The sequence below is a fragment of the Pseudomonas sp. MYb327 genome, assembly GCF_040438925.1.
Taxonomy (GTDB): Bacteria; Pseudomonadota; Gammaproteobacteria; order Pseudomonadales; family Pseudomonadaceae; genus Aquipseudomonas.
The window spans coordinates 5535422-5553669 of the sequence record NZ_CP159258.1; the positions used below are offsets into that span (position 1 = coordinate 5535422).

At 61.7% G+C, this 18248-nt stretch carries 15 protein-coding genes; 12 read left to right on the top strand and 3 right to left on the bottom strand.

All coding sequences use genetic code 11. The features are described 5' to 3' along the window. Positions 1-16 precede the first annotated feature (16 nt). The 11 genes from ABVN21_RS25040 to madM all read left to right on the top strand — a co-directional run bounded on the left by ABVN21_RS25040 (position 17) and on the right by madM (position 13894). A complete protein-coding gene (locus ABVN21_RS25040; protein ID WP_339556710.1) occupies positions 17-6052 on the top strand; it encodes an Hpt domain-containing protein in 6036 nt (2011 codons plus the stop codon). Beyond that, positions 6045-6512: a chemotaxis protein CheW gene (locus tag ABVN21_RS25045; protein ID WP_339556709.1), complete on the top strand. Its 468-nt coding sequence runs from the start codon at positions 6045-6047 to the stop codon at positions 6510-6512. Before ABVN21_RS25040 ends, ABVN21_RS25045 begins: the two co-directional genes overlap by 8 nt. A 124-nt stretch (positions 6513-6636) precedes the next feature. Further along, positions 6637-8307: a malonate decarboxylase subunit alpha gene (mdcA, locus tag ABVN21_RS25050; RefSeq protein ID WP_339556708.1), complete on the top strand. Its 1671-nt coding sequence runs from the start codon at positions 6637-6639 to the stop codon at positions 8305-8307. Next, positions 8307-9182: a triphosphoribosyl-dephospho-CoA synthase gene (locus ABVN21_RS25055; RefSeq protein ID WP_339556707.1), complete on the top strand. Its 876-nt coding sequence runs from the start codon at positions 8307-8309 to the stop codon at positions 9180-9182. Before mdcA ends, ABVN21_RS25055 begins: the two co-directional genes overlap by 1 nt. After that, positions 9182-9481 carry a malonate decarboxylase subunit delta gene (locus ABVN21_RS25060; RefSeq protein WP_339556706.1) on the top strand — a complete coding sequence of 100 codons (300 nt, stop codon included), beginning with the start codon at positions 9182-9184 and terminating at the stop codon, positions 9479-9481. The genes ABVN21_RS25055 and ABVN21_RS25060 overlap by 1 nt, the downstream gene beginning before the upstream one ends. Next, positions 9474-10325 (top strand): biotin-independent malonate decarboxylase subunit beta, encoded by an 852-nt coding sequence (locus ABVN21_RS25065; protein ID WP_339556705.1) that lies wholly within the window; start codon positions 9474-9476, stop codon positions 10323-10325. The genes ABVN21_RS25060 and ABVN21_RS25065 overlap by 8 nt, the downstream gene beginning before the upstream one ends. Next, on the top strand, positions 10322-11125 hold the full coding sequence (gene mdcE, locus ABVN21_RS25070) for a biotin-independent malonate decarboxylase subunit gamma (RefSeq protein WP_339556704.1): 804 nt from the start codon (positions 10322-10324) through the stop codon (positions 11123-11125). Before ABVN21_RS25065 ends, mdcE begins: the two co-directional genes overlap by 4 nt. After that, on the top strand, positions 11119-11739 hold the full coding sequence (locus tag ABVN21_RS25075) for a malonate decarboxylase holo-ACP synthase (protein ID WP_339556703.1): 621 nt from the start codon (positions 11119-11121) through the stop codon (positions 11737-11739). Before mdcE ends, ABVN21_RS25075 begins: the two co-directional genes overlap by 7 nt. Further along, positions 11736-12647, top strand: coding sequence for a malonate decarboxylase subunit epsilon (gene mdcH / locus ABVN21_RS25080; RefSeq protein WP_339556702.1), 912 nt, complete (start codon positions 11736-11738; stop codon positions 12645-12647). The genes ABVN21_RS25075 and mdcH overlap by 4 nt, the downstream gene beginning before the upstream one ends. Positions 12648-12711: 64 nt before the next feature. Continuing rightward, positions 12712-13128, top strand: a complete 417-nt coding sequence (madL, locus tag ABVN21_RS25085) for a malonate transporter subunit MadL (RefSeq protein WP_339556701.1) — start codon at positions 12712-12714, stop codon at positions 13126-13128. 1 nt (position 13129) lies between these two features. After that, positions 13130-13894, top strand: a complete 765-nt coding sequence (gene madM / locus ABVN21_RS25090) for a malonate transporter subunit MadM (RefSeq protein WP_339556700.1) — start codon at positions 13130-13132, stop codon at positions 13892-13894. Positions 13895-14004: 110 nt separating this feature from the next. Here the strand turns inward: madM and ABVN21_RS25095 are convergent, their stop codons facing one another. After that, entirely contained in the window at positions 14005-14919 is a 915-nt protein-coding gene (locus tag ABVN21_RS25095) for a LysR substrate-binding domain-containing protein (RefSeq protein ID WP_339556699.1), read from the bottom strand. Between the two features lie 210 nt (positions 14920-15129). Between ABVN21_RS25095 and ABVN21_RS25100 the strand changes: the two genes are divergently transcribed. After that, positions 15130-15747, top strand: a complete 618-nt coding sequence (locus ABVN21_RS25100) for a hemolysin III family protein (RefSeq protein WP_339556698.1) — start codon at positions 15130-15132, stop codon at positions 15745-15747. A gap of 102 nt (positions 15748-15849) precedes the next feature. Here ABVN21_RS25100 and ABVN21_RS25105 read toward each other — a convergent pair whose 3' ends face one another. Together ABVN21_RS25105 and ABVN21_RS25110 are read right to left on the bottom strand one after the other, a co-directional pair. Continuing rightward, positions 15850-16569 carry a 16S rRNA (uracil(1498)-N(3))-methyltransferase gene (locus ABVN21_RS25105; RefSeq protein ID WP_339556697.1) on the bottom strand — a complete coding sequence of 240 codons (720 nt, stop codon included), beginning with the start codon at positions 16567-16569 and terminating at the stop codon, positions 15850-15852. 82 nt (positions 16570-16651) lie between these two features. Continuing rightward, positions 16652-18058: an adenosylmethionine--8-amino-7-oxononanoate transaminase gene (locus tag ABVN21_RS25110; protein WP_339556696.1), complete on the bottom strand. Its 1407-nt coding sequence runs from the start codon at positions 18056-18058 to the stop codon at positions 16652-16654. Positions 18059-18248: the final 190 nt, after the last annotated feature.

Genomic DNA, 18248 nt, shown 5'->3' on the forward strand with positions numbered 1-18248 from the left:
GGGAAGTGGAGTGGTTATGGGTGATCGGCACGACTATGTGGCCCTCGAATGGGTCAAAGGCGAGATTGCCGAAACGCTGAAGCAGGCTCATCACGCGATTGAAATCCAGCTTGATGATCCGCAGGCAACTCACGCCCTGAGCGATTGCCTGGCGTGCATCCATCAGGTTCACGGCAGTTTGCAAATGGTCGAATTCTACGGCGCGGCCCTGCTCGCCGAAGAGATGGAACAGCTGGCCACAGCCCTGCAACAGAACCGCGTCAGCCATCGTGACGAGGCGCTGCACCTGATGCTGCAAGCCCTCGGGCAGTTGCCGATCTACCTCGACCGGGTGCAAAGCGCCCGCCGCGATTTGCCGTTGGTGGTGCTGCCGCTGATCAACGATCTGCGCAGTGCCCGTGGTGAAAGCCTGTTGTCGGAAACCAGTCTGTTCAGCCCGCAACTGCCCGAGCTGCCAGCCCTGGACGAAGAGGCGCTGAAGCGGCTGGAACCGGCAGATCTACCGAGCGTGCTGCGCAAGTTGCGGCAAATGTTGCAGATGGCCCTGGTCGGTTTGCTGCGCGAGCAGGATGACGACACGCATCTCAGTTATCTGGCGACCGTGTTCAGCCGACTCGAAAGCCTGTGCGGCAACGCACCCCTGAGCCCGCTGTGGCAGGTGGCTTCGGCTTTGGTCGAAGGCATGCGCGGCGGCGCGATTGCCAACAGCCCGGCCTTGCGCAGTCTGTTCAAGGACGCTGAGAAAGAACTCAAGCGTCTGCTCGAACAGGGCATGCGCGCAATCAATCAGCCGGCACCGCCGGAGCTGCTCAAAAGCTTACTGTTCTACATAGCCAAAGCCGAACATCCCACCGGGCAGATGCTGACCATGAAAGATCGCTACGGACTGGACGAGGCGCTGCCCGACAGCGCAATGGTCGATGAAGAACGCGCACGCCTGGCCGGTCCCGACCGCGATGCCATGCGTTCGGTATTGGCGGCGCTCTGCGAAGAGCTGGTGCGGGTCAAGGAGCGCCTGGACCTGTTCGTGCGCAGCGACCGGCAACACACCGCCGATCTCGACAGCCTGTTGGCGCCGCTGCGGCAAATCGCCGACACCCTGGCGGTGCTGGGCTTCGGTCAGCCGCGCAAGGTCATCATTGATCAACTGGCGGTGGTGCTGAGCCTCGCTCAGGGCCAGCGTGCGCCGGATGATGCGATTCTCATGGACGTCGCCGGGGCGTTGCTCTACGTCGAAGCGACCCTGGCCGGAATGGTCGGCACCGTGGAACCCGAGAGCCAGGAAGAGAGCCGCCTGCCCACCACCGACCTGACGCAGATCCATCAGATCGTGATCAAGGAAGCGCGTATTTGCCTGCAACAGGCCAAGGACATGATCGTCGACTACATCGACGCCGACTGGGACCGCCAGCATTTGCAAGCGCTGCCGGCCTTGTTGACCCAGGTACGCGGCGCATTGGCGATGATTCCGCTGAGCCGCGCGGCGAGCCTGATCGAAACCTGTAACCACTTCATCCGCGAGCACCTGTTGCTCGATCCGGGGCAGCCCGGTTGGCAGGAACTGGACAGCCTGGCCGACGTGATTGCCAGCCTCGAATACTACCTTGAGCGCCTCAACGACGACCCCGAAGCACCGGGCGAGCAGTTGCTCGACATCGCCGAACAAAGCCTGGCATCACTCGGTTTCTTCCCCAGCGAACACCATGTCCCGGTGCTCGAAGATGTATTGAGCCCCAGCGAAGCGCAGGTCATGCAACAAATGCAGGAACTGGACGACCCGGCCATCGTCCAGACGTTGGCCGATGTGTTGGCCAGCCCGGTTTCCGCCCTGAACCCGCCGGCCCTGACCACGCCGGGCAGCCTGTTGCCGCCGCCCGCCGGTGAAGAGCCAGTGGATGAAGAATTGCGCGAAGTGTTCCTCGAAGAAACCGACGAGGTGCTGGAGATTCTTCGTGAATACTTGCCGCGCTGGTCGGCCAACCCCGACAACACTTCAGCCCTGAGTGAAGTGCGCCGCGCCTTCCACACCCTCAAGGGCAGTGGCCGGATGGTCCGTGCCCTGGTGCTGGGCGAGCTGGCCTGGGCCATGGAAAACCTGCTCAATCGCGTGCTGGAGCACAGCGTCGCGCCGGGCAACGCGGTGCAACAATTACTTGGCGAGGTGGTGAAGTTGCTGCCGGACCTGGTGGCCGAATATGCCGACAACGCCCAACGCCAGCGTAACGATGTCGACCAATTGGCCGCCCGCGCTCATGCCCTGGCCAAGGGCGAGGAGTCGGCCGCCGATGAAGACACCCAGGACGTCGCGGCTCTTGATCCGCTGTTGCTGGAGATCTTCCGCAAAGAAGCCGAAACCCATCTGAACAGCCTCAATCGCTTCCTCGATCAGGCCGCCGAGCACCTACCCTTACAGGCCAGCGACGAGTTGCAGCGCGCCTTGCACACACTCAAGGGCAGCGCGTCGATGGCCGGGGTTTTGCCGATTGCCGAGTTGGCCGCGTCGCTGGATCAACTGGCGCGGGAGTACAAGGCCCACCAGATCGTCCTCGACCTCGATGAAGTCGAAGTGCTCCTTGAAGCCGAAGGCTTGTTCCGTCTCGGTTTGCGCCAGCTCAAGAGCGATCCGTTGGCGGAGATTCCAGACGCTCCAGCATTGATCGAGCGTACCCAGACATTGCTCGCCGAACGTCTAGCCAGCCTGTCAAACACGCCGAGCACGGGTTTGCGGACCAAGCGTAATCCGCAGTTGATCAATAACTTCCTGGCCCAGGGCATGGACATCCTGCTCGACGCCGAGAGCCTGCTGCAACGCTGGCAACAACACCCCGGCGAGCGCCAGGAACTCAGTGCGCTGCTGGATGAACTGACCACCCTCGGCGAAGGCGCACACTTGGCCGACCTGCATCCGGTGGATGCACTCTGCGAAGCCTTGCTCGATCTTTATGGCGCCGTGGAAGAAAGCAGCCTGGCGGTCAGCGAGGTGTTTTTCCATGAGGCGCAAAGTGCCCATGAAGCACTGATCAACATGCTCGACGAATTGGCCGCTGGCCAGGAAGTCAGCCCGCAGCCGGAACGAATTCGCGCCTTGCACGGTTTGCTCGACCAGAGCCTCGATCCGTCCGCCATGGGGCTGATTCGCAGTGACGGGAGCCGTTCCCTGAGCATTCGCGACCTGTCCGATGCCACCGCCGAACTGGCACAAGCCACCGTGGAAGAACCGGCACAAACCACTGTAGGAGCTGGCTTGCCAGCGATGGACTCACAGGCGCCGCGTTTATCCAATGAAAACGCGTCATCGTTAACGCCCATCGCTGGCAAGCCAGCTCCTACAGGGGAGCGCATTGCCGACCTGGATGACGAGATCGTTTCGATCTTCCTCGAAGAAGCGGTGGATATTCTCGAAAGCGCCAACCAGGCCTTGCAGCGCTGGTTGAGCGAGCCGCACAACGCCGCGCCGCTATCGTCCTTGCAACGTGACCTGCACACCCTCAAGGGTGGCGCACGCATGGCCGAGGTCGAGCCGGTCGGTGACCTGGGCCATGAACTGGAAAGCCTTTACCAAGGCCTGGTGGACCGCCGCTACAGCCAAGGCGAGGGGCTTTCGCAGTTGCTGCAACAGAGCCATGACCGACTGGCGCTGATGCTTGAACAGCTGCAACAGCACCAACCCGTGGACGACCCCAGCGAACTGATCGAGGCTATTCGCGCGTTCCGCCAAGGCCACGCGGGCAATGCCGAGGTTGCGGAACCCGCCGCGAGCGATGACTCGACTCATCATGACAGCGAGTTGCTGGACATCTTCCTCGAGGAAGGTTTCGACATTATCGAAAGCTCCGGTGCAGCGCTGGTGCGTTGGCAGGCTGAACCTTCGAGTCGCCAGGAAATGGAAACCCTGTTGCGCGACCTGCACACCCTCAAGGGTGGCGCGCGCATGGTGGAAATCGCGCCAATCGGCGATTTGGCCCATGAACTGGAATTTCTCTACGAAGATTTGTCCGCTGGCGTTCTAAAGCCCACTTCGGCGTTGTTCGAGCTGCTACAGCGCAGCCATGACCGATTGGCGCAAATGCTCGACGCCACCCGTGCCGGTGAGCCATTGCCGCCCGCTGATCGCCTGATCGACGCGATCAAGAATTTCAGCCACCCGGCAGTGCTGGAAGCGCCCGCACCGGTCACGTTGCCCCCCACGGTAAAAACCGAAACCCCGCTGCTGCAACCCGATGCCGGTGCAGACATGGTCAAGGTCTCGGCGGAGCTGCTCGATGATCTGGTTAACCTGGCCGGCGAAACGTCGATCTTCCGTGGGCGGATCGAGCAGCAGGTCAGCGATGCACAAGTCACGCTGAACGAAATGGAAACCACCATCGAGCGGATGCGCGACCAGTTACGCCGCCTCGACACCGAGACCCAGGGCCGGATCCTCAGCCGTCAGCAAGTAGACGCCGAACGCCTGGGCTATGAAGAATTCGATCCACTGGAGATGGACCGCCACTCACAATTGCAGCAACTGTCGCGCGCCTTGTTCGAGTCCGCCTCCGACTTGCTCGATCTCAAGGAAACCCTTGACCGACGCAACCATGACGCGGAAAACCTGCTTCAGCAGCAGGGCCGCATCAACACCGAGTTGCAGGAAGGGCTGATGCGCACGCGCATGGTGCCATTCGAGCGGATGCTGCCGCGCTTGAAGCGCATCGTCCGTCAGGTGTCCGAAGAGTTGGGCAAGGACGTCGAGTTCATCGTCGGCAACGCGGAGGGTGAAATGGATCGTAACGTCCTCGAACGCATGGCCGCACCGCTGGAGCACATGCTGCGCAACGCCGTGGACCATGGCCTTGAAACTGCCGAAGTGCGGGTCGCGGCGGGTAAACCGGCGCAGGGGCGGATCACCCTCGACCTGCTGCGCGAGGGCGGCGACATCATTTTCGATATCCGCGACGACGGCGCCGGGGTGCCGCTGGAGGCGGTGCGACGCAAAGCCGTCAAACGCGGCCTGCTCGACCCGAACAGCGAACTCGGCGACCGCGACGTGCTGCAATTCATCCTGCAACCGGGTTTTTCCACCGCCGAGAAAATCACCCAGATATCCGGGCGTGGCGTCGGGATGGACGTGGTGCACGAAGAAGTGCGGCAGCTGGGTGGCAGCATGAGCATTGACTCGGTGCCGGGGCAGGGGGTGCACTTCCGCATTCGCCTGCCATTCACCGTGTCGGTCAACCGGGCATTGATGGTGCACTGCGGCGAGGATCAGTACGCGATCCCGCTGAACACCATCGAAGGGATTGTCCGCGTGTTACCGAACGAACTCGAAGGGCATTTCCGCTTTGATCCGCCGACGTATGAATACGCCGGTCAACGCTATGAACTGTGCTACCTGGGCGAGCTGCTGAAAACCAGTCCACGGCCAAAACTGTTGGGCCAGAGCCTGCCGCTGCCGGTGTTGCTGGTGCAATGCAACGAGCGCCACATCGCCGTGCAAGTCGACGCCATGGCCGGTACTCGCGAGATTGTGGTCAAGAGCCTCGGCCCGCAGTTTGCAGCAGTGCAGGGCGTGTCTGGAGCGACGATTCTGGGCGATGGCCGGGTGGTGCTGATTCTGGATTTGCTGGCGCCGATCCGCGCCTTGCAAGCCCATGTGCCGCAACGGTCGAAAACCCATGATCTGGAGGTCGAACCGCAGCGGCCATTGCTGGTCATGGTGGTTGATGACTCGGTCACCGTGCGCAAGGTCACCAGCCGTTTGCTCGAGCGTCACGGCATGAACGTGCTGACGGCCAAGGACGGTGTCGATGCCATGTTGCTGCTCGAAGAACACCTGCCGGACGTGATGCTGCTGGACATCGAAATGCCGCGCATGGACGGCTTCGAAGTGGCGACACAAGTGCGCAGCGACGAGCGTCTGCAGCACCTGCCGATCATCATGATCACCTCCCGCACGGGCCAGAAACATCGCGACCGGGCCATGGCCATCGGCGTCAACGATTACCTCGGCAAGCCGTACCAGGAATCGGTACTGCTCGAAAGCATTGCCTTGTGGAGCAAAACCCATGCTTGAGCGGCTAATGAGCCAGCGCACCAACAACCTCACAGGCCTGCTGCTGCCACTGGCCGACCGTAACCTGATCCTGCCCAACGTAGCGGTTGCCGAACTGATCGATTACCAACCGGCGGCGTTCGATCTCGACACCCCACCGTGGTATCTCGGCCGGGTGACGTGGCGTAACCGGCAGATTCCGTTGCTCAGTTTCGAGTCGGCGTGCGGCAACAAAATCGCCATTGGCGAGCGCGCGCGGATCGTCATTCTCAATGCGCTGGGCGGTCGGCCTGAACTGAAATTCATGGCAATGCTGGTTCAAGGAATTCCGCGCTCGTACAAGCTCGACAGTCAGTTGAGCTACGTCGACGTGCCGTTGTGTCCACTGGAAAAAGCGGCGGTGCAGGTGGGCGATCAAGTGGCCAAGGTGCCGGATTTGTTGGCGTTGGAGGAGTTACTCGTGACGGCCGGGTTGTCCTGACTGGCTCCCTCGCCTCAGAGGAATGTTCGTTACGGTGACCGTAACAATCCACCACTCTGCTTGATTGATGCCCCCCACCAACGCTCCTAATGTGACCCCACGACAGCGAACCCGTGGAGTGGTCATGACAACATCAATTTCCCCCGACTCGCGATGGACGCGGCGGCGCAGCGAGAAGCAGCGGCGTCTCGAGCTGGTGCGAGGTCTCGCCGATGGTGTGGTGTTGCCCACCGACAAGATCGTGGCGGCGCTGGAAGCGTTGATCCTGCCCGGCGACCGCGTGGTGCTGGAGGGCAACAACCAGAAGCAGGCGGATTTTCTTTCCCGTTCACTGGTCAAGGCTGACCCGGCCAGGCTGCATGACCTGCACATGATCATGCCCAGCGTTGGTCGCGCCGAGCACCTGGACCTGTTCGAACGCGGTATCGCCCGCAAACTCGATTTCGCCTTCGCCGGCACCCAAAGCCTGCGCATCAGCCAATTACTCGAAGACGGCCTGCTGGAAATCGGCGCGATTCACACCTACATCGAGCTTTACGCTCGGCTGGTGGTGGACCTGATTCCCAACGTCGTGCTCTCGGCCGGTTTCATGGCCGACCGTGCTGGCAACATCTACACCGGCGCGAGCACCGAAGACACCCCGGCCCTGATCGAACCAGCGGCCTTCAGCGACGGCATCGTCATTGTCCAGGTCAACCAGTTGGTGGATGACGTCAGCGAATTGCCCCGCGTCGACATTCCGGCGTCATGGGTCGATTTCGTGGTGGTGGCCGACAAACCGTTCTACATCGAACCGCTGTTCACCCGCGACCCGCGCCACATCAAGCCTGTGCACGTGTTGATGGCGATGATGGCGATCCGCGGGATCTACGAAAAACACAACGTGCAGTCGCTCAACCACGGCATCGGTTTTAACACCGCCGCCATCGAACTTATCCTGCCGACCTACGGCGAATCCCTCGGTCTCAAAGGCAAGATCTGCCGTAACTGGACGCTCAACCCGCACCCGACCTTGATCCCGGCGATTGAAAGCGGCTGGGTCGAAAGCGTGCATTGCTTCGGCACCGAACTGGGCATGGAAAACTACATCGCCGCCCGGCCCGATGTGTTCTTCACTGGGCGCGATGGCTCCATGCGTTCCAATCGGATGTTCAGTCAGCTTGCCGGGCAATACGCGGTGGATCTGTTTATCGGCGCCACGCTGCAAGTCGATGGCGACGGTCATTCCTCCACTGTGACCCGCGGACGCCTGGCCGGATTCGGTGGCGCGCCGAACATGGGCCACGACCCGCGCGGTCGCCGTCACGGTACGCCGGCCTGGCTTGACATGCGTCACGGCGACGCTGTCGAGCCGATGCTCGAACGCGGCAAGAAGCTCGTGGTGCAAATGGTCGAGACGTTCCAGGAGGGCGGCAAACCGACTTTCGTCGAAACCCTTGATGCGGTGGACGTGGCGAAAAAAAGCGGCATGCCGCTGGCGCCGATCATGATCTACGGCGACGACGTCACTCACCTGCTGACCGAAGAAGGCATCGCCTACCTGTACAAGGCGCGATCCCTGGAAGAACGCCAGGCAATGATCGCCGCCGTCGCCGGGGTGACAGCCATCGGCCTGCGCCATAACCCGAAAGACACCGCGCGCATGCGCCGCGAAGGTCTGATCGCCTTGCCCGAAGACCTCGGCATCCGCCGCACCGACGCCACCCGCGAATTGCTCGCCGCGAAAAGCGTGGCCGATCTGGTCGAGTGGTCCGGTGGCCTCTACAACCCGCCCGCCAAATTCAGGAGCTGGTAATGCACGCCTTCAACCTGCAACCGAAAACCCTGACCCTGGCCGAACGGCTGGCGGACCTGGCGGTGGACGCGCTGATCGACGAAGCCGACCTGTCGCCGAAACCGGCATTGGTCGACCGTCGTGGCAACGGTGCTCACACTGATTTGCATCTGGGGCTGATGCACGCGTCGGCGCTGGCGTTGTGGCCGGCGTTCAAGGCGATGGCTGAAGCCGCCATTGAAATTGGCGAGATTGGATTGCCGCTGCGCGAGGCCATCGGCCAGATCGGTCGTGACGGCGAACAAGCGATGCTCGCCACCACCAACGGTGTGAACACCCACCGTGGCGCGATCTGGGCCTTGGGTTTGTTGGTCGCCGCTGCGGCGCTTGAGCCCAAGTCCACCGCCGCGAGTTCCCTCTCTTTACGCGCTGCGCGCCTGGCCTTGCTCGATGATCGTTATGCGCCGCGACCGCTGAGCCACGGCGCCCAGGTCGCTCTGCGCTACGGCGCACGCGGTGCCCGTGAGGAAGCGCAGCTCGGATTTCCGGCAGTCACTCAACGCGCACTGCCGCAACTCAAACGCAGCCGTGCTGCCGGCCATGGCGAACAGAACGCCCGGCTCGATGCGCTGCTGGCGATCATGACCAATCTGGCCGACACCTGCGTGCTGTATCGCGCTGGCGAAGAAGGCCTGCAGTCCATGCAGCTCGGTGCCCAGGCAGTACTCGACGCGGGCGGCAGTGCCAACCTCGCCGGGCGCCGTCGCTTACATGAGCTGGACCAACAATTAATTGCGTTGAACGCCTCGCCCGGCGGCGCTGCCGACCTGCTCGCAGCCTGCCTGTTCATCGACCGAATCGAGTCCGGCGACGGCATCATCCAGGGAGTTTTCTGATGGAAACCTTATCCTTTGAATTCCCCGCGGGGCAGCCGCCACGCGGCCGCACGCTGGTGGGTTGTGTCGGCTCGGGCGATCTGGAAGTGCTGATCGAACCGGGGCAGGCCGGCAAGTTGACCATCACCGTGCAAACCTCGGTCAATGGCAGCGAACAGCGCTGGCAGCATCTGTTTGCGCGGATGTTCGACGGGCAGATGCCGCCGGCGATGGACATCGATATCCACGATTTCGGCGCGACTCCTGGTGTGGTGCGCCTGCGTCTGGAACAAGGCTTCGAGGAGATCAGCCATGACTGACAGCGCAGCGTTGCTGAGCAAACACAGCTTCGTCGAGCTCGGTGCTCGGCAGCGGGCAAAAGCCTTGCTCGATGCGGGTACCTTTCGCGAATTGCTCGATCCGTTCCAGCGCGTCATGTCGCCCTGGCTGTCGCGTCAGGGCGTGGTGCCGCAAGCCGATGACGGCGTGATCATCGCCAAGGGCAGCATTGATGGTTTGCCGGTGGTGATTGCCGCCATCGAAGGCGCGTTCCAGGGCGGCAGCCTTGGTGAAGTCGGCGGGGCGAAAATTGCCGGCGCGCTGGAGTTGGCGGCCGAAGATAACCGCAAGGGCATTGCGACCCGCGCCGTATTGCTGTTGGAAACCGGCGGTGTGCGTTTGCAGGAAGCCAATCTTGGCTTGGCCGCGATTGCTGATATTCACGCGGCGATTGTCGATCTGCGCCAGTACCAACCGGTGGTGGGTGTGGTCGCGGGCAGCGTTGGTTGCTTCGGCGGCATGTCGATTGCCGCCGGTTTGTGCAGCTACTTGCTGGTGACCCAGGAAGCACGCCTCGGTCTGAACGGCCCACAAGTGATCGAACAGGAAGCCGGGCTTGAAGAATACGACTCCCGGGATCGTCCGTTAATCTGGAGCCTGACAGGTGGTGAGCAACGCTTTGCCACCGGACTGGTGGATCGCTACGCCGAAGATGACGTGGCGCAGATCCGCCAGCAGGTCAGCCAATTGCTCCAGCAAGGTTTACCAGCGCAGCATCGCAGCACTCAGGCCGAGCTGTTCCTGCAACGGCTGACGCGTCTGGACGCCGAGCCGCAAATCGAGCCTTCGGTGGTTCGCGATCTGTATCAAGGAGAGCGTTCATGAGTTCGTATTCCCTGAGAGGCTTGAACTGGTTCAACGCCTTGAGTGTTGGCGCCAAAGCGGTCAACGGCTTGCCCGCTTCGCTGAAAGTGGCCGATGGATTTCTGGGTGAGCAACCGGTGCGGTTTATCGCCGTGGTGGCCGATCCTGACAACCGATTTGTCCGTGCCCGTAACGGTGAGGTCGGTTTGCTCGAAGGCTGGGGCCTGGCCAAGGCTGTGGATGAAGTCATCGCAGCCGATCAGGACAAACCGCAAAAACGCGCCTTGATCGCCATCGTCGATGTACCGAGCCAGGCTTATGGTCGTCGCGAAGAAGCGCTGGGCATTCATCAGGCCCTGGCCGGCGCCGCCGACAGTTATGCCCGCGGCCGACTGGCTGGGCACGCCGTGATTGGTTTGCTGGTGGGCAAGGCGATGTCCGGGGCATTTCTCGCGCATGGCTATCAGGCCAACCGGTTAATCGCCCTGCGCGATCCGGGCGTGATGGTGCATGCCATGGGCAAGGCGTCGGCGGCGCGGGTGACGCTGCGCAGCGTCGAAGAGCTGGAAACCCTGGCCGCCAGCGTGCCGCCGATGGCCTATGACATCGATAGCTATGCCAGCCTTGGTTTGCTTTGGGAAACCCTGTCGGTGGAACAAATCGAACAGCCATCGAAGAGCGACCTGGCGCGGGTGACTGAATGCCTGACTTTGGCGATCAGCGATGTGGCGACGAAGGGGCACGACCTGAGCGGTCGACTCGGCGCCGTCAATCGCGCGGCGTCGAGCAAGGTGCGCCAATTGCTGAGGGAACAGTGGTGAACACGCTCCTGGCTCACGACTTGCTCTGGGGCATGGCCTCGGAGCAACTGCCTGCGGATGCGCCTGCGTGGTTGGTTGAGTCGATTAGCGCCGGGCAGCCCGTTGTGGTGCGCCGCGCATTGTCGGTGGCCGGCGAGATCGCGGTCGGCGTGCGCGGACGTTTGCGTGAGCAGCGTTATGCGACGTCGATGGCGATCACTTCAATGACTCGTCGCGTTACGCCGGAAGAACTTTGCCATGTTGATATCGATCGTGATTTGCCGGCCCTTCAAGCCTTGGCTCAACTGCGTCCGATGCTTGATGCGAGGGGCTGGGTGTGGGGTGTCAGCGGCAGCGCCGGGTTTGAACTGGCGAGTGGTTTTACGGCGTTGCACGAGGGCAGCGACCTCGACCTGATCCTGCGTACACCGCAGCCGCTGAGCCGTGTCGAATCCCGGGCGATGGTAGCGATGCTCGATACCGTCAACTGTGTGGTGGACATGCAACTGCAAACGCCATTCGGCGCCGTCGCCTTGCGCGAATGGGCGGGATCGTCGAATCGCGTGCTGCTCAAGAACGCCCGCCAGGCCTGTCTGGTGCTCGATCCGTGGAACCCACTGGAGCAAGCAGCGTGAGCAGCCTGTTGGTGTTCCCCGGTCAGGGCGCGCAGCAGCCGGGCATGCTCCAGCGTTTGTCTCGGGAAACGCTAATCGAAGCAAGTGACGTGCTCGGTGAAGATGTTCTGCTGCTGGATTCTGCCGAGGCGTTGCAATCGACGCGGGCCGTTCAGTTGTGCCTGTTGATCGCCGGTGTGGCGGCGGCGCGGCAGTTGTCGTTGCCAGCCGATTACGTCGCCGGGTTGTCCATCGGTGCGTATCCGGCAGCAGTGGTGGCGGGTGCCTTGAGTTTCAGCGACGCGCTGCATCTGGTCAGCCTGCGCGGTGAGTTGATGCAGCAGGCTTATCCACAGGGCTATGGCATGACCGCGATCATCGGTCTGGATCTGGTCACGTTGGAAGGTTTACTGGCGCAGGTGCACAGCGCGGAAACGCCGGTTTACCTGGCCAACATCAATGCCGACAACCAGGTCGTCATCGCCGGCAGCGACGCGGCGATGAAAGCCGTTGCCGGGTTGGCGAAAGGTTGCGGCGCAGGGCTGGCCAAACGTCTGGCAGTCAGCGTGCCGTCGCACTGCCCGCTGCTGGACGCGCCCGCAAAACGTCTCGCAGAAGCCTTCGCCAAGGTGCAACTGAAAACGCCGACTCTCGGTTACTTGAGCGGCAGCCGCGCCCGACCGGTGATCAACGCCGAAGCCTTGCGCGATGACCTGGCCTTCAACATGTGCCGCGTGGTGGATTGGCGCGGCACAGTGCAAAGCGCTTATGAGCGTGGCGTACGTCTACAGATCGAACTGCCGCCCGGTGCGGTGCTGACCGGGCTGGCGCGCCGGGTGTTCGAGCAGGGCACCGTAATTGCTTTCGACGGTGCCCGCCTCGATACCTTGCAGGCGCTGTTGCGTGAGGAGGGAAGCCGCCAACTCTAGAGCACCGACTCAAGCTTCGAAAACAAAAACAACATTCGACGATGCACTTTGAGGACGACAAACAATGATTATTTACGGTGTGGCGCTGTTGGCGATCTGTACGCTGGCAGGGGTGATCATGGGTGACATGCTCGGCGTGTTGCTCGGTGTCAAATCCAATGTCGGCGGGGTCGGGATCGCGATGATCCTGCTGATCTGCGCGCGGCTGTGGATGCAAAAACGCGGCGGCATGACCAAGGATTGCGAGATGGGCGTCGGCTTCTGGGGCGCCATGTACATCCCGGTGGTGGTCGCAATGGCCGCGCAACAGAATGTGGTGACGGCGCTGCACGGCGGCCCGGTGGCGGTGCTGGCGGCGATCGGTTCGGTGGTGATTTGTGGCTGCGCCATCGCCCTGATCAGCCGGACTCACAAGGGCGAACCGTTGCCCGATGAACCCGAAGAGATAAGTCCCGTTGGCACACCCGTAGGAGGTCGCTGATATGTGGGATCTCATCGAGAAAGGCCTGGAACATAACGGCCTGGTCACTGCGTTCGCCTTCGTCGGCGTGATCATGTGGGTGTCCGTGGTGCTCTCCAAACGCCTGACCTTCGGGCGGATTCACGGCTCGGCGATTGCCATCGTCATCGGCCTGGTGCTGGCCTGGGTCGGCGGCACCCTGACCGGCGGGCAAAAAGGCCTGGCGGACTTGACGCTGTTTTCCGGCATCGGCTTGATGGGCGGCGCCATGCTGCGGGACTTTGCCATCGTCGCCACGGCGTTCGAAGTACAGGCCACCGAAGCGAAAAAGGCCGGGCTGATCGGCGTGATCGCGCTGCTGTTGGGTACGGTGCTGCCGTTCATTGTCGGCGCGAGCATCGCCTGGGCCTTCGGGTATCGCGATGCGGTGAGCATGACCACCATCGGTGCCGGCGCGGTGACATACATCGTTGGTCCGGTGACTGGTGCGGCGATTGGCGCCAGTTCCGATGTGGTGGCGTTGTCGATTGCCACCGGGTTGATCAAGGCGATTCTGGTGATGGTCGGCACGCCGATGGCGGCGCGCTGGATGGGCCTGGATAACCCGCGTTCGGCGATGGTGTTTGGTGGGCTGGCCGGGACGGTGAGCGGGGTGACGGCGGGGCTGGCGGCGACGGATCGGCGGTTGGTGCCTTATGGCGCGTTGACGGCGACGTTCCACACCGGGCTTGGCTGTCTGCTGGGGCCTTCGTTGTTGTACTTCATTGTTCGGGGGATTGTCGGCTAACCCGCAGGTTGTACCGGCTGATCTGACGCAATCGCCAGCAAGCCGGCTCCTACAGGATTTGTTCCGTCCCTGTAGGAGCCGGCTTGCTGGCGATTGGCGGCGGCACAGTTTCAGGCCTGGCGATTGGCATACATCCGACACTCCGCCAGCAACGCCAGCAGATTCGGGTCGCGCTCCTTGGCTTTCAGAAACACCACACCGATGTGCTGCTGTAACCGGTACTTCTCCTGCAACGGAATCAGCTTCACCCGGTTCTCGTACACCGCCGCGATCCTTCCCGGCAGCAACGCATAACCGACGCCCGAGCTGACCATGCTCAGCAGGGTGAAGATGTCGTTGACCTGCATCGCCACCTTCGGCTCGAAGCCTGCCTGTTCGAATACCCGTTTGCCGTCCTGGTGCGTGGCGAAGCCCTGGGTCAGGGTGATGAAGGTCTCATCGCGCACTTCGGCCAGGTCGACTTCGGTCCTGTGGGCAAACTTCGAATCGGCGGGCGTGGCGAGGAAGATATCGTCGGAAAACAGCGGAATGTGCTCCAGATCCGGGTCGACGATGCTGTCGTCCAGCGACACCAGGATCGCGTCGACTTCCATGTTCTTGAGCTTGTACAGCAGGTCGAAATTCGAGCCGAGGATCAGATCGATATTGAGCTCGCTGCGGCGGATCTTCAGGCCCATGATCAGTTGCGGCACGGTCTTTACCGTCAGCGAATACAGCGAGCCGAGTTTGAAGCGTTCAGCGGAAAATCCGGCGGCTTCGCGGGTCAGGCGCACGCTTTCAACGACGTCCTGAATCAGCTTTTGCGCACGCTCTTCCAGCACGTAAGCACTTTCCAGCGGCGTCAGGTTGCGGCCCTCGTGTTTGAATAACGGGCAGCGCAGGGCGCTTTCCAAGGAGTGGATCGCCCTATGCACGCTGACATTGCTGGTCTGAAGCTCAGCGGCGGCCCGAGCCAGATTGCCAGTGCGCATGAAGGCGAGGAACACCTCGAGTTTTTTCAGGGTCAACTCTTCGTCGATCAGCATGGCGCGGACTCTTTTTGGAATGGCCCGATTGTACGGCTCTTTGTGGGAGCTGGCTTGCGAGCGATGGCGCCCTGAAGATCAACGTAAAGCCTGAGGCCCTATCCAGCAAGCCGGCTGCTACGGGAGGATTTGTGTTCTGAAACATTGCGCTTTTACGCTCGAGGCCTGAGCCTTGCGCACTGCGGGAACGAATGTCGAGGTGAGCAACACATGTATCACGGGGAAAGATTGAATGCCTGGACGCATCTGGTCGGGGCGGTGGCGGCGACGGTCGGGGTGGTGTGGATGCTGGTGATCGCCAGCATGGACGGCAGCCCGTGGAAGATTGTCAGCGTGGCGATTTACGGGTTTACCTTGATGTCGCTTTACAGCGCCTCGACCGTGTACCACAGCGTGCGCGGGCGCAAGAAAGCGATCATGCAAAAGGTCGATCACTTTTCGATCTACTTGCTGATTGCCGGCAGTTACACGCCGTTCTGCCTGGTGACCCTGCGTGGGCCGTGGGGCTGGACGTTGTTCGGGATTGTCTGGGGATTGGCGCTGATCGGCATCCTGCAGGAGATCAAGCCGCGTTCGGAAGCGCGGATTCTGTCGATCGTGATTTACGCGGTGATGGGCTGGATCGTGCTGGTGGCGGTCAAGCCGTTGCTGGCGGCATTGGGCAGCGCCGGGTTTGCGTGGTTGGCGACGGGCGGAATCTTGTACACCGTGGGCATAGTCTTTTTTGCCCTCGACCATAGACTGCGGCATGCCCACGGGATCTGGCACTTGTTCGTGATCGCCGGGAGTTTGCTGCACTTTGTGGCGATTTTCTTCTACGTTTTATAAACCGAGTCTCGGCCAATCGCCAGCAAGCCGGCTCCTACAGGTTAGGTGTCGCACTCAAAAACTGCGGACATCTGTAGGAGCCGGCTTGCTGGCGATGTCGTTTTAAAAATCTCCCCAAAGCTGCTGGGCCACCGCCAATGCCACCACCGGCGCTGTCTCGGTGCGCAACACCCGTGGGCCGAGGCGTGCGGCATGAAAACCGTTGCCCTTGGCTTGTTCCACTTCGGCGTCCGACAACCCGCCTTCCGGCCCGATCAAAAACGCCAGCGTCGCCGGTTTGGCGTGGCTGACCAGAGGCTCAGCCACCGGATGCAACACCAGCTTCAGTTGCGCCTCGGTTTGTTTCAACCAATCCGCCAACAGTACCGGCGGATGAATCACCGGCACCCGCGAACGCCCGCATTGCTCGCACGCGCTGATCGCCACCTGGCGCCAGTGCAGCAGGCGTTTGTCGGCGCGTTCGTCCTTGAGCCGGACTTCGCAGCGGTCGCTGAAGATCGGGGTGATTTCAGTCACGCCCAATTCCGTGGCTTTCTGAATCGCCCAGTCCATGCGCTCGCCACGGGACAGACCCTGGCCCAGGTGGATTTGCAAAGGCGACTCGACCTGGCCGGCGAAACTTTCATCGATTTGCACAACGACGCGCTTCTTGCCGACTTCGACCAGCGTGGCGCGAAACTCCTGGCCCGAGCCATCGAACAGTTGCAGTGCATCGCCCTCGGCCATGCGCAGCACGCGGCCGATGTAATGGGCCTGGGCCTCGGGCAATTCGTGCTCGCCGGTGCTCAAGGGGGCGTCGATAAAGAAGCGGGACAGTCTCATGATGAATCTCTAAAAAATGGATCGGAATCGCATTTGTGGCGAGGGAGCAAGCTCCCTCGCCACAGGGGTTGTGCAATGACGGTCAACCCGGATCACGGAACCCTGGATGGAAGTCCTTGGGCACTGAAACACTCACGCTGTCGCGAGTGGCAATGTCGATCCCTTCGCTGGCCACTTCGGCCAGAAAGTCGATCTGCTCCGGCGTAACCACGTACGGCGGCAGGAAATACACCACGCTGCCCAACGGCCGCAGCAGAGCACCACGCTCCAGCGCATGCTGGAACACCTTCAGACCGCGACGTTCCTGCCACGGATAGGCTTCCTTGGTGGCCTTGTCCTTGACCATCTCGATGGCCAGGACCATGCCGGTCTGGCGCACTTCGCTGACGTTCGGGTGATCGACCAGATGCGCCGTGGAGGAAGCCATGCGTTGCGCCAACGCCTTGTTGTTTTCGATGACGTTGTCTTCTTCGAAGATGTCCAGCGTCGCCAATGCCGCCGCGCACGCCAGTGGATTGCCGGTGTAGCTGTGGGAGTGCAGGAAGGCGCGCAGAGTCGGGTAGTCGTCGTAGAAGGCGCTGTAGACATCTTCGGTGGTCAGACAGGCGGCCAGCGGCAGGTAGCCGCCGGTCAGGGCCTTGGACAGGCAGAGGAAATCCGGACGAATGCCGGCCTGTTCGCAGGCAAACATGGTGCCGGTGCGGCCGAAGCCGACGGCGATTTCGTCGTGGATCAGGTGCACGCCATACCGATCGCAAGCTTCGCGCAGCAGCTTGAGATACACCGGGTGGTACATGCGCATGCCGCCAGCGCCCTGGATCAGCGGCTCGACAATCACTGCTGCAACGGTGTCATGGTTCTCGGCCAGGGTCTGTTCCATCGCGGCGAACATGTTGCGCGAGTGGTCTTCCCAGCTCATGCCCTCGGGGCGCAGGTAGCAATCCGGGCTCGGCACCTTGATGGTGTCGAGTAGCAGGGCTTTATAGGTTTCGGTGAACAACGGCACGTCGCCCACCGACATCGCCGCCATGGTTTCGCCGTGGTAGCTGTTGGTCAGGGTGACGAAGCGCTTCTTGTCCGGCAGTCCGCGATTGAGCCAGTAGTGAAAGCTCATTTTCAGCGCGACTTCGATGCAGGAAGAACCGTTATCGGCGTAGAAGCACCGGGTCAGGCCTTCCGGTGTCATCTTCACCAGGCGTTCGGACAACTCGATCACAGGTTGATGGCTGAAACCGGCGAGGATCACGTGTTCCAGCTGATCGACCTGATCCTTGATGCGCTGGTTGATCCGCGGGTTGGCGTGGCCGAACACGTTGACCCACCAGGAACTGACCGCATCGAGGTAGCGCTTGCCTTCGAAATCCTCCAGCCAGACCCCTTCACCGCGCTTGATCGGGATCAGCGGCAGTTGTTCGTGGTCTTTCATCTGGGTGCAGGGATGCCACAACACCGCGAGATCGCGCTCCATCCACTGTTTATTCAGGCCCATTTTCACTCTCCTCGAGGCGGTCCGTGACACGCGCGGACATACAATCGCGCAAGCCTATGCAATGCGTCGCACGGGGACAACCCATTGTGTCGAATGAGCTACTTTGTATAGGTCGATAGACGTTGCTGGCGGGCGTTTGAAGGCTGACGTATCCTTCGCGGTTCTTGAGTCGTCTGGCTCGCAAAACCGC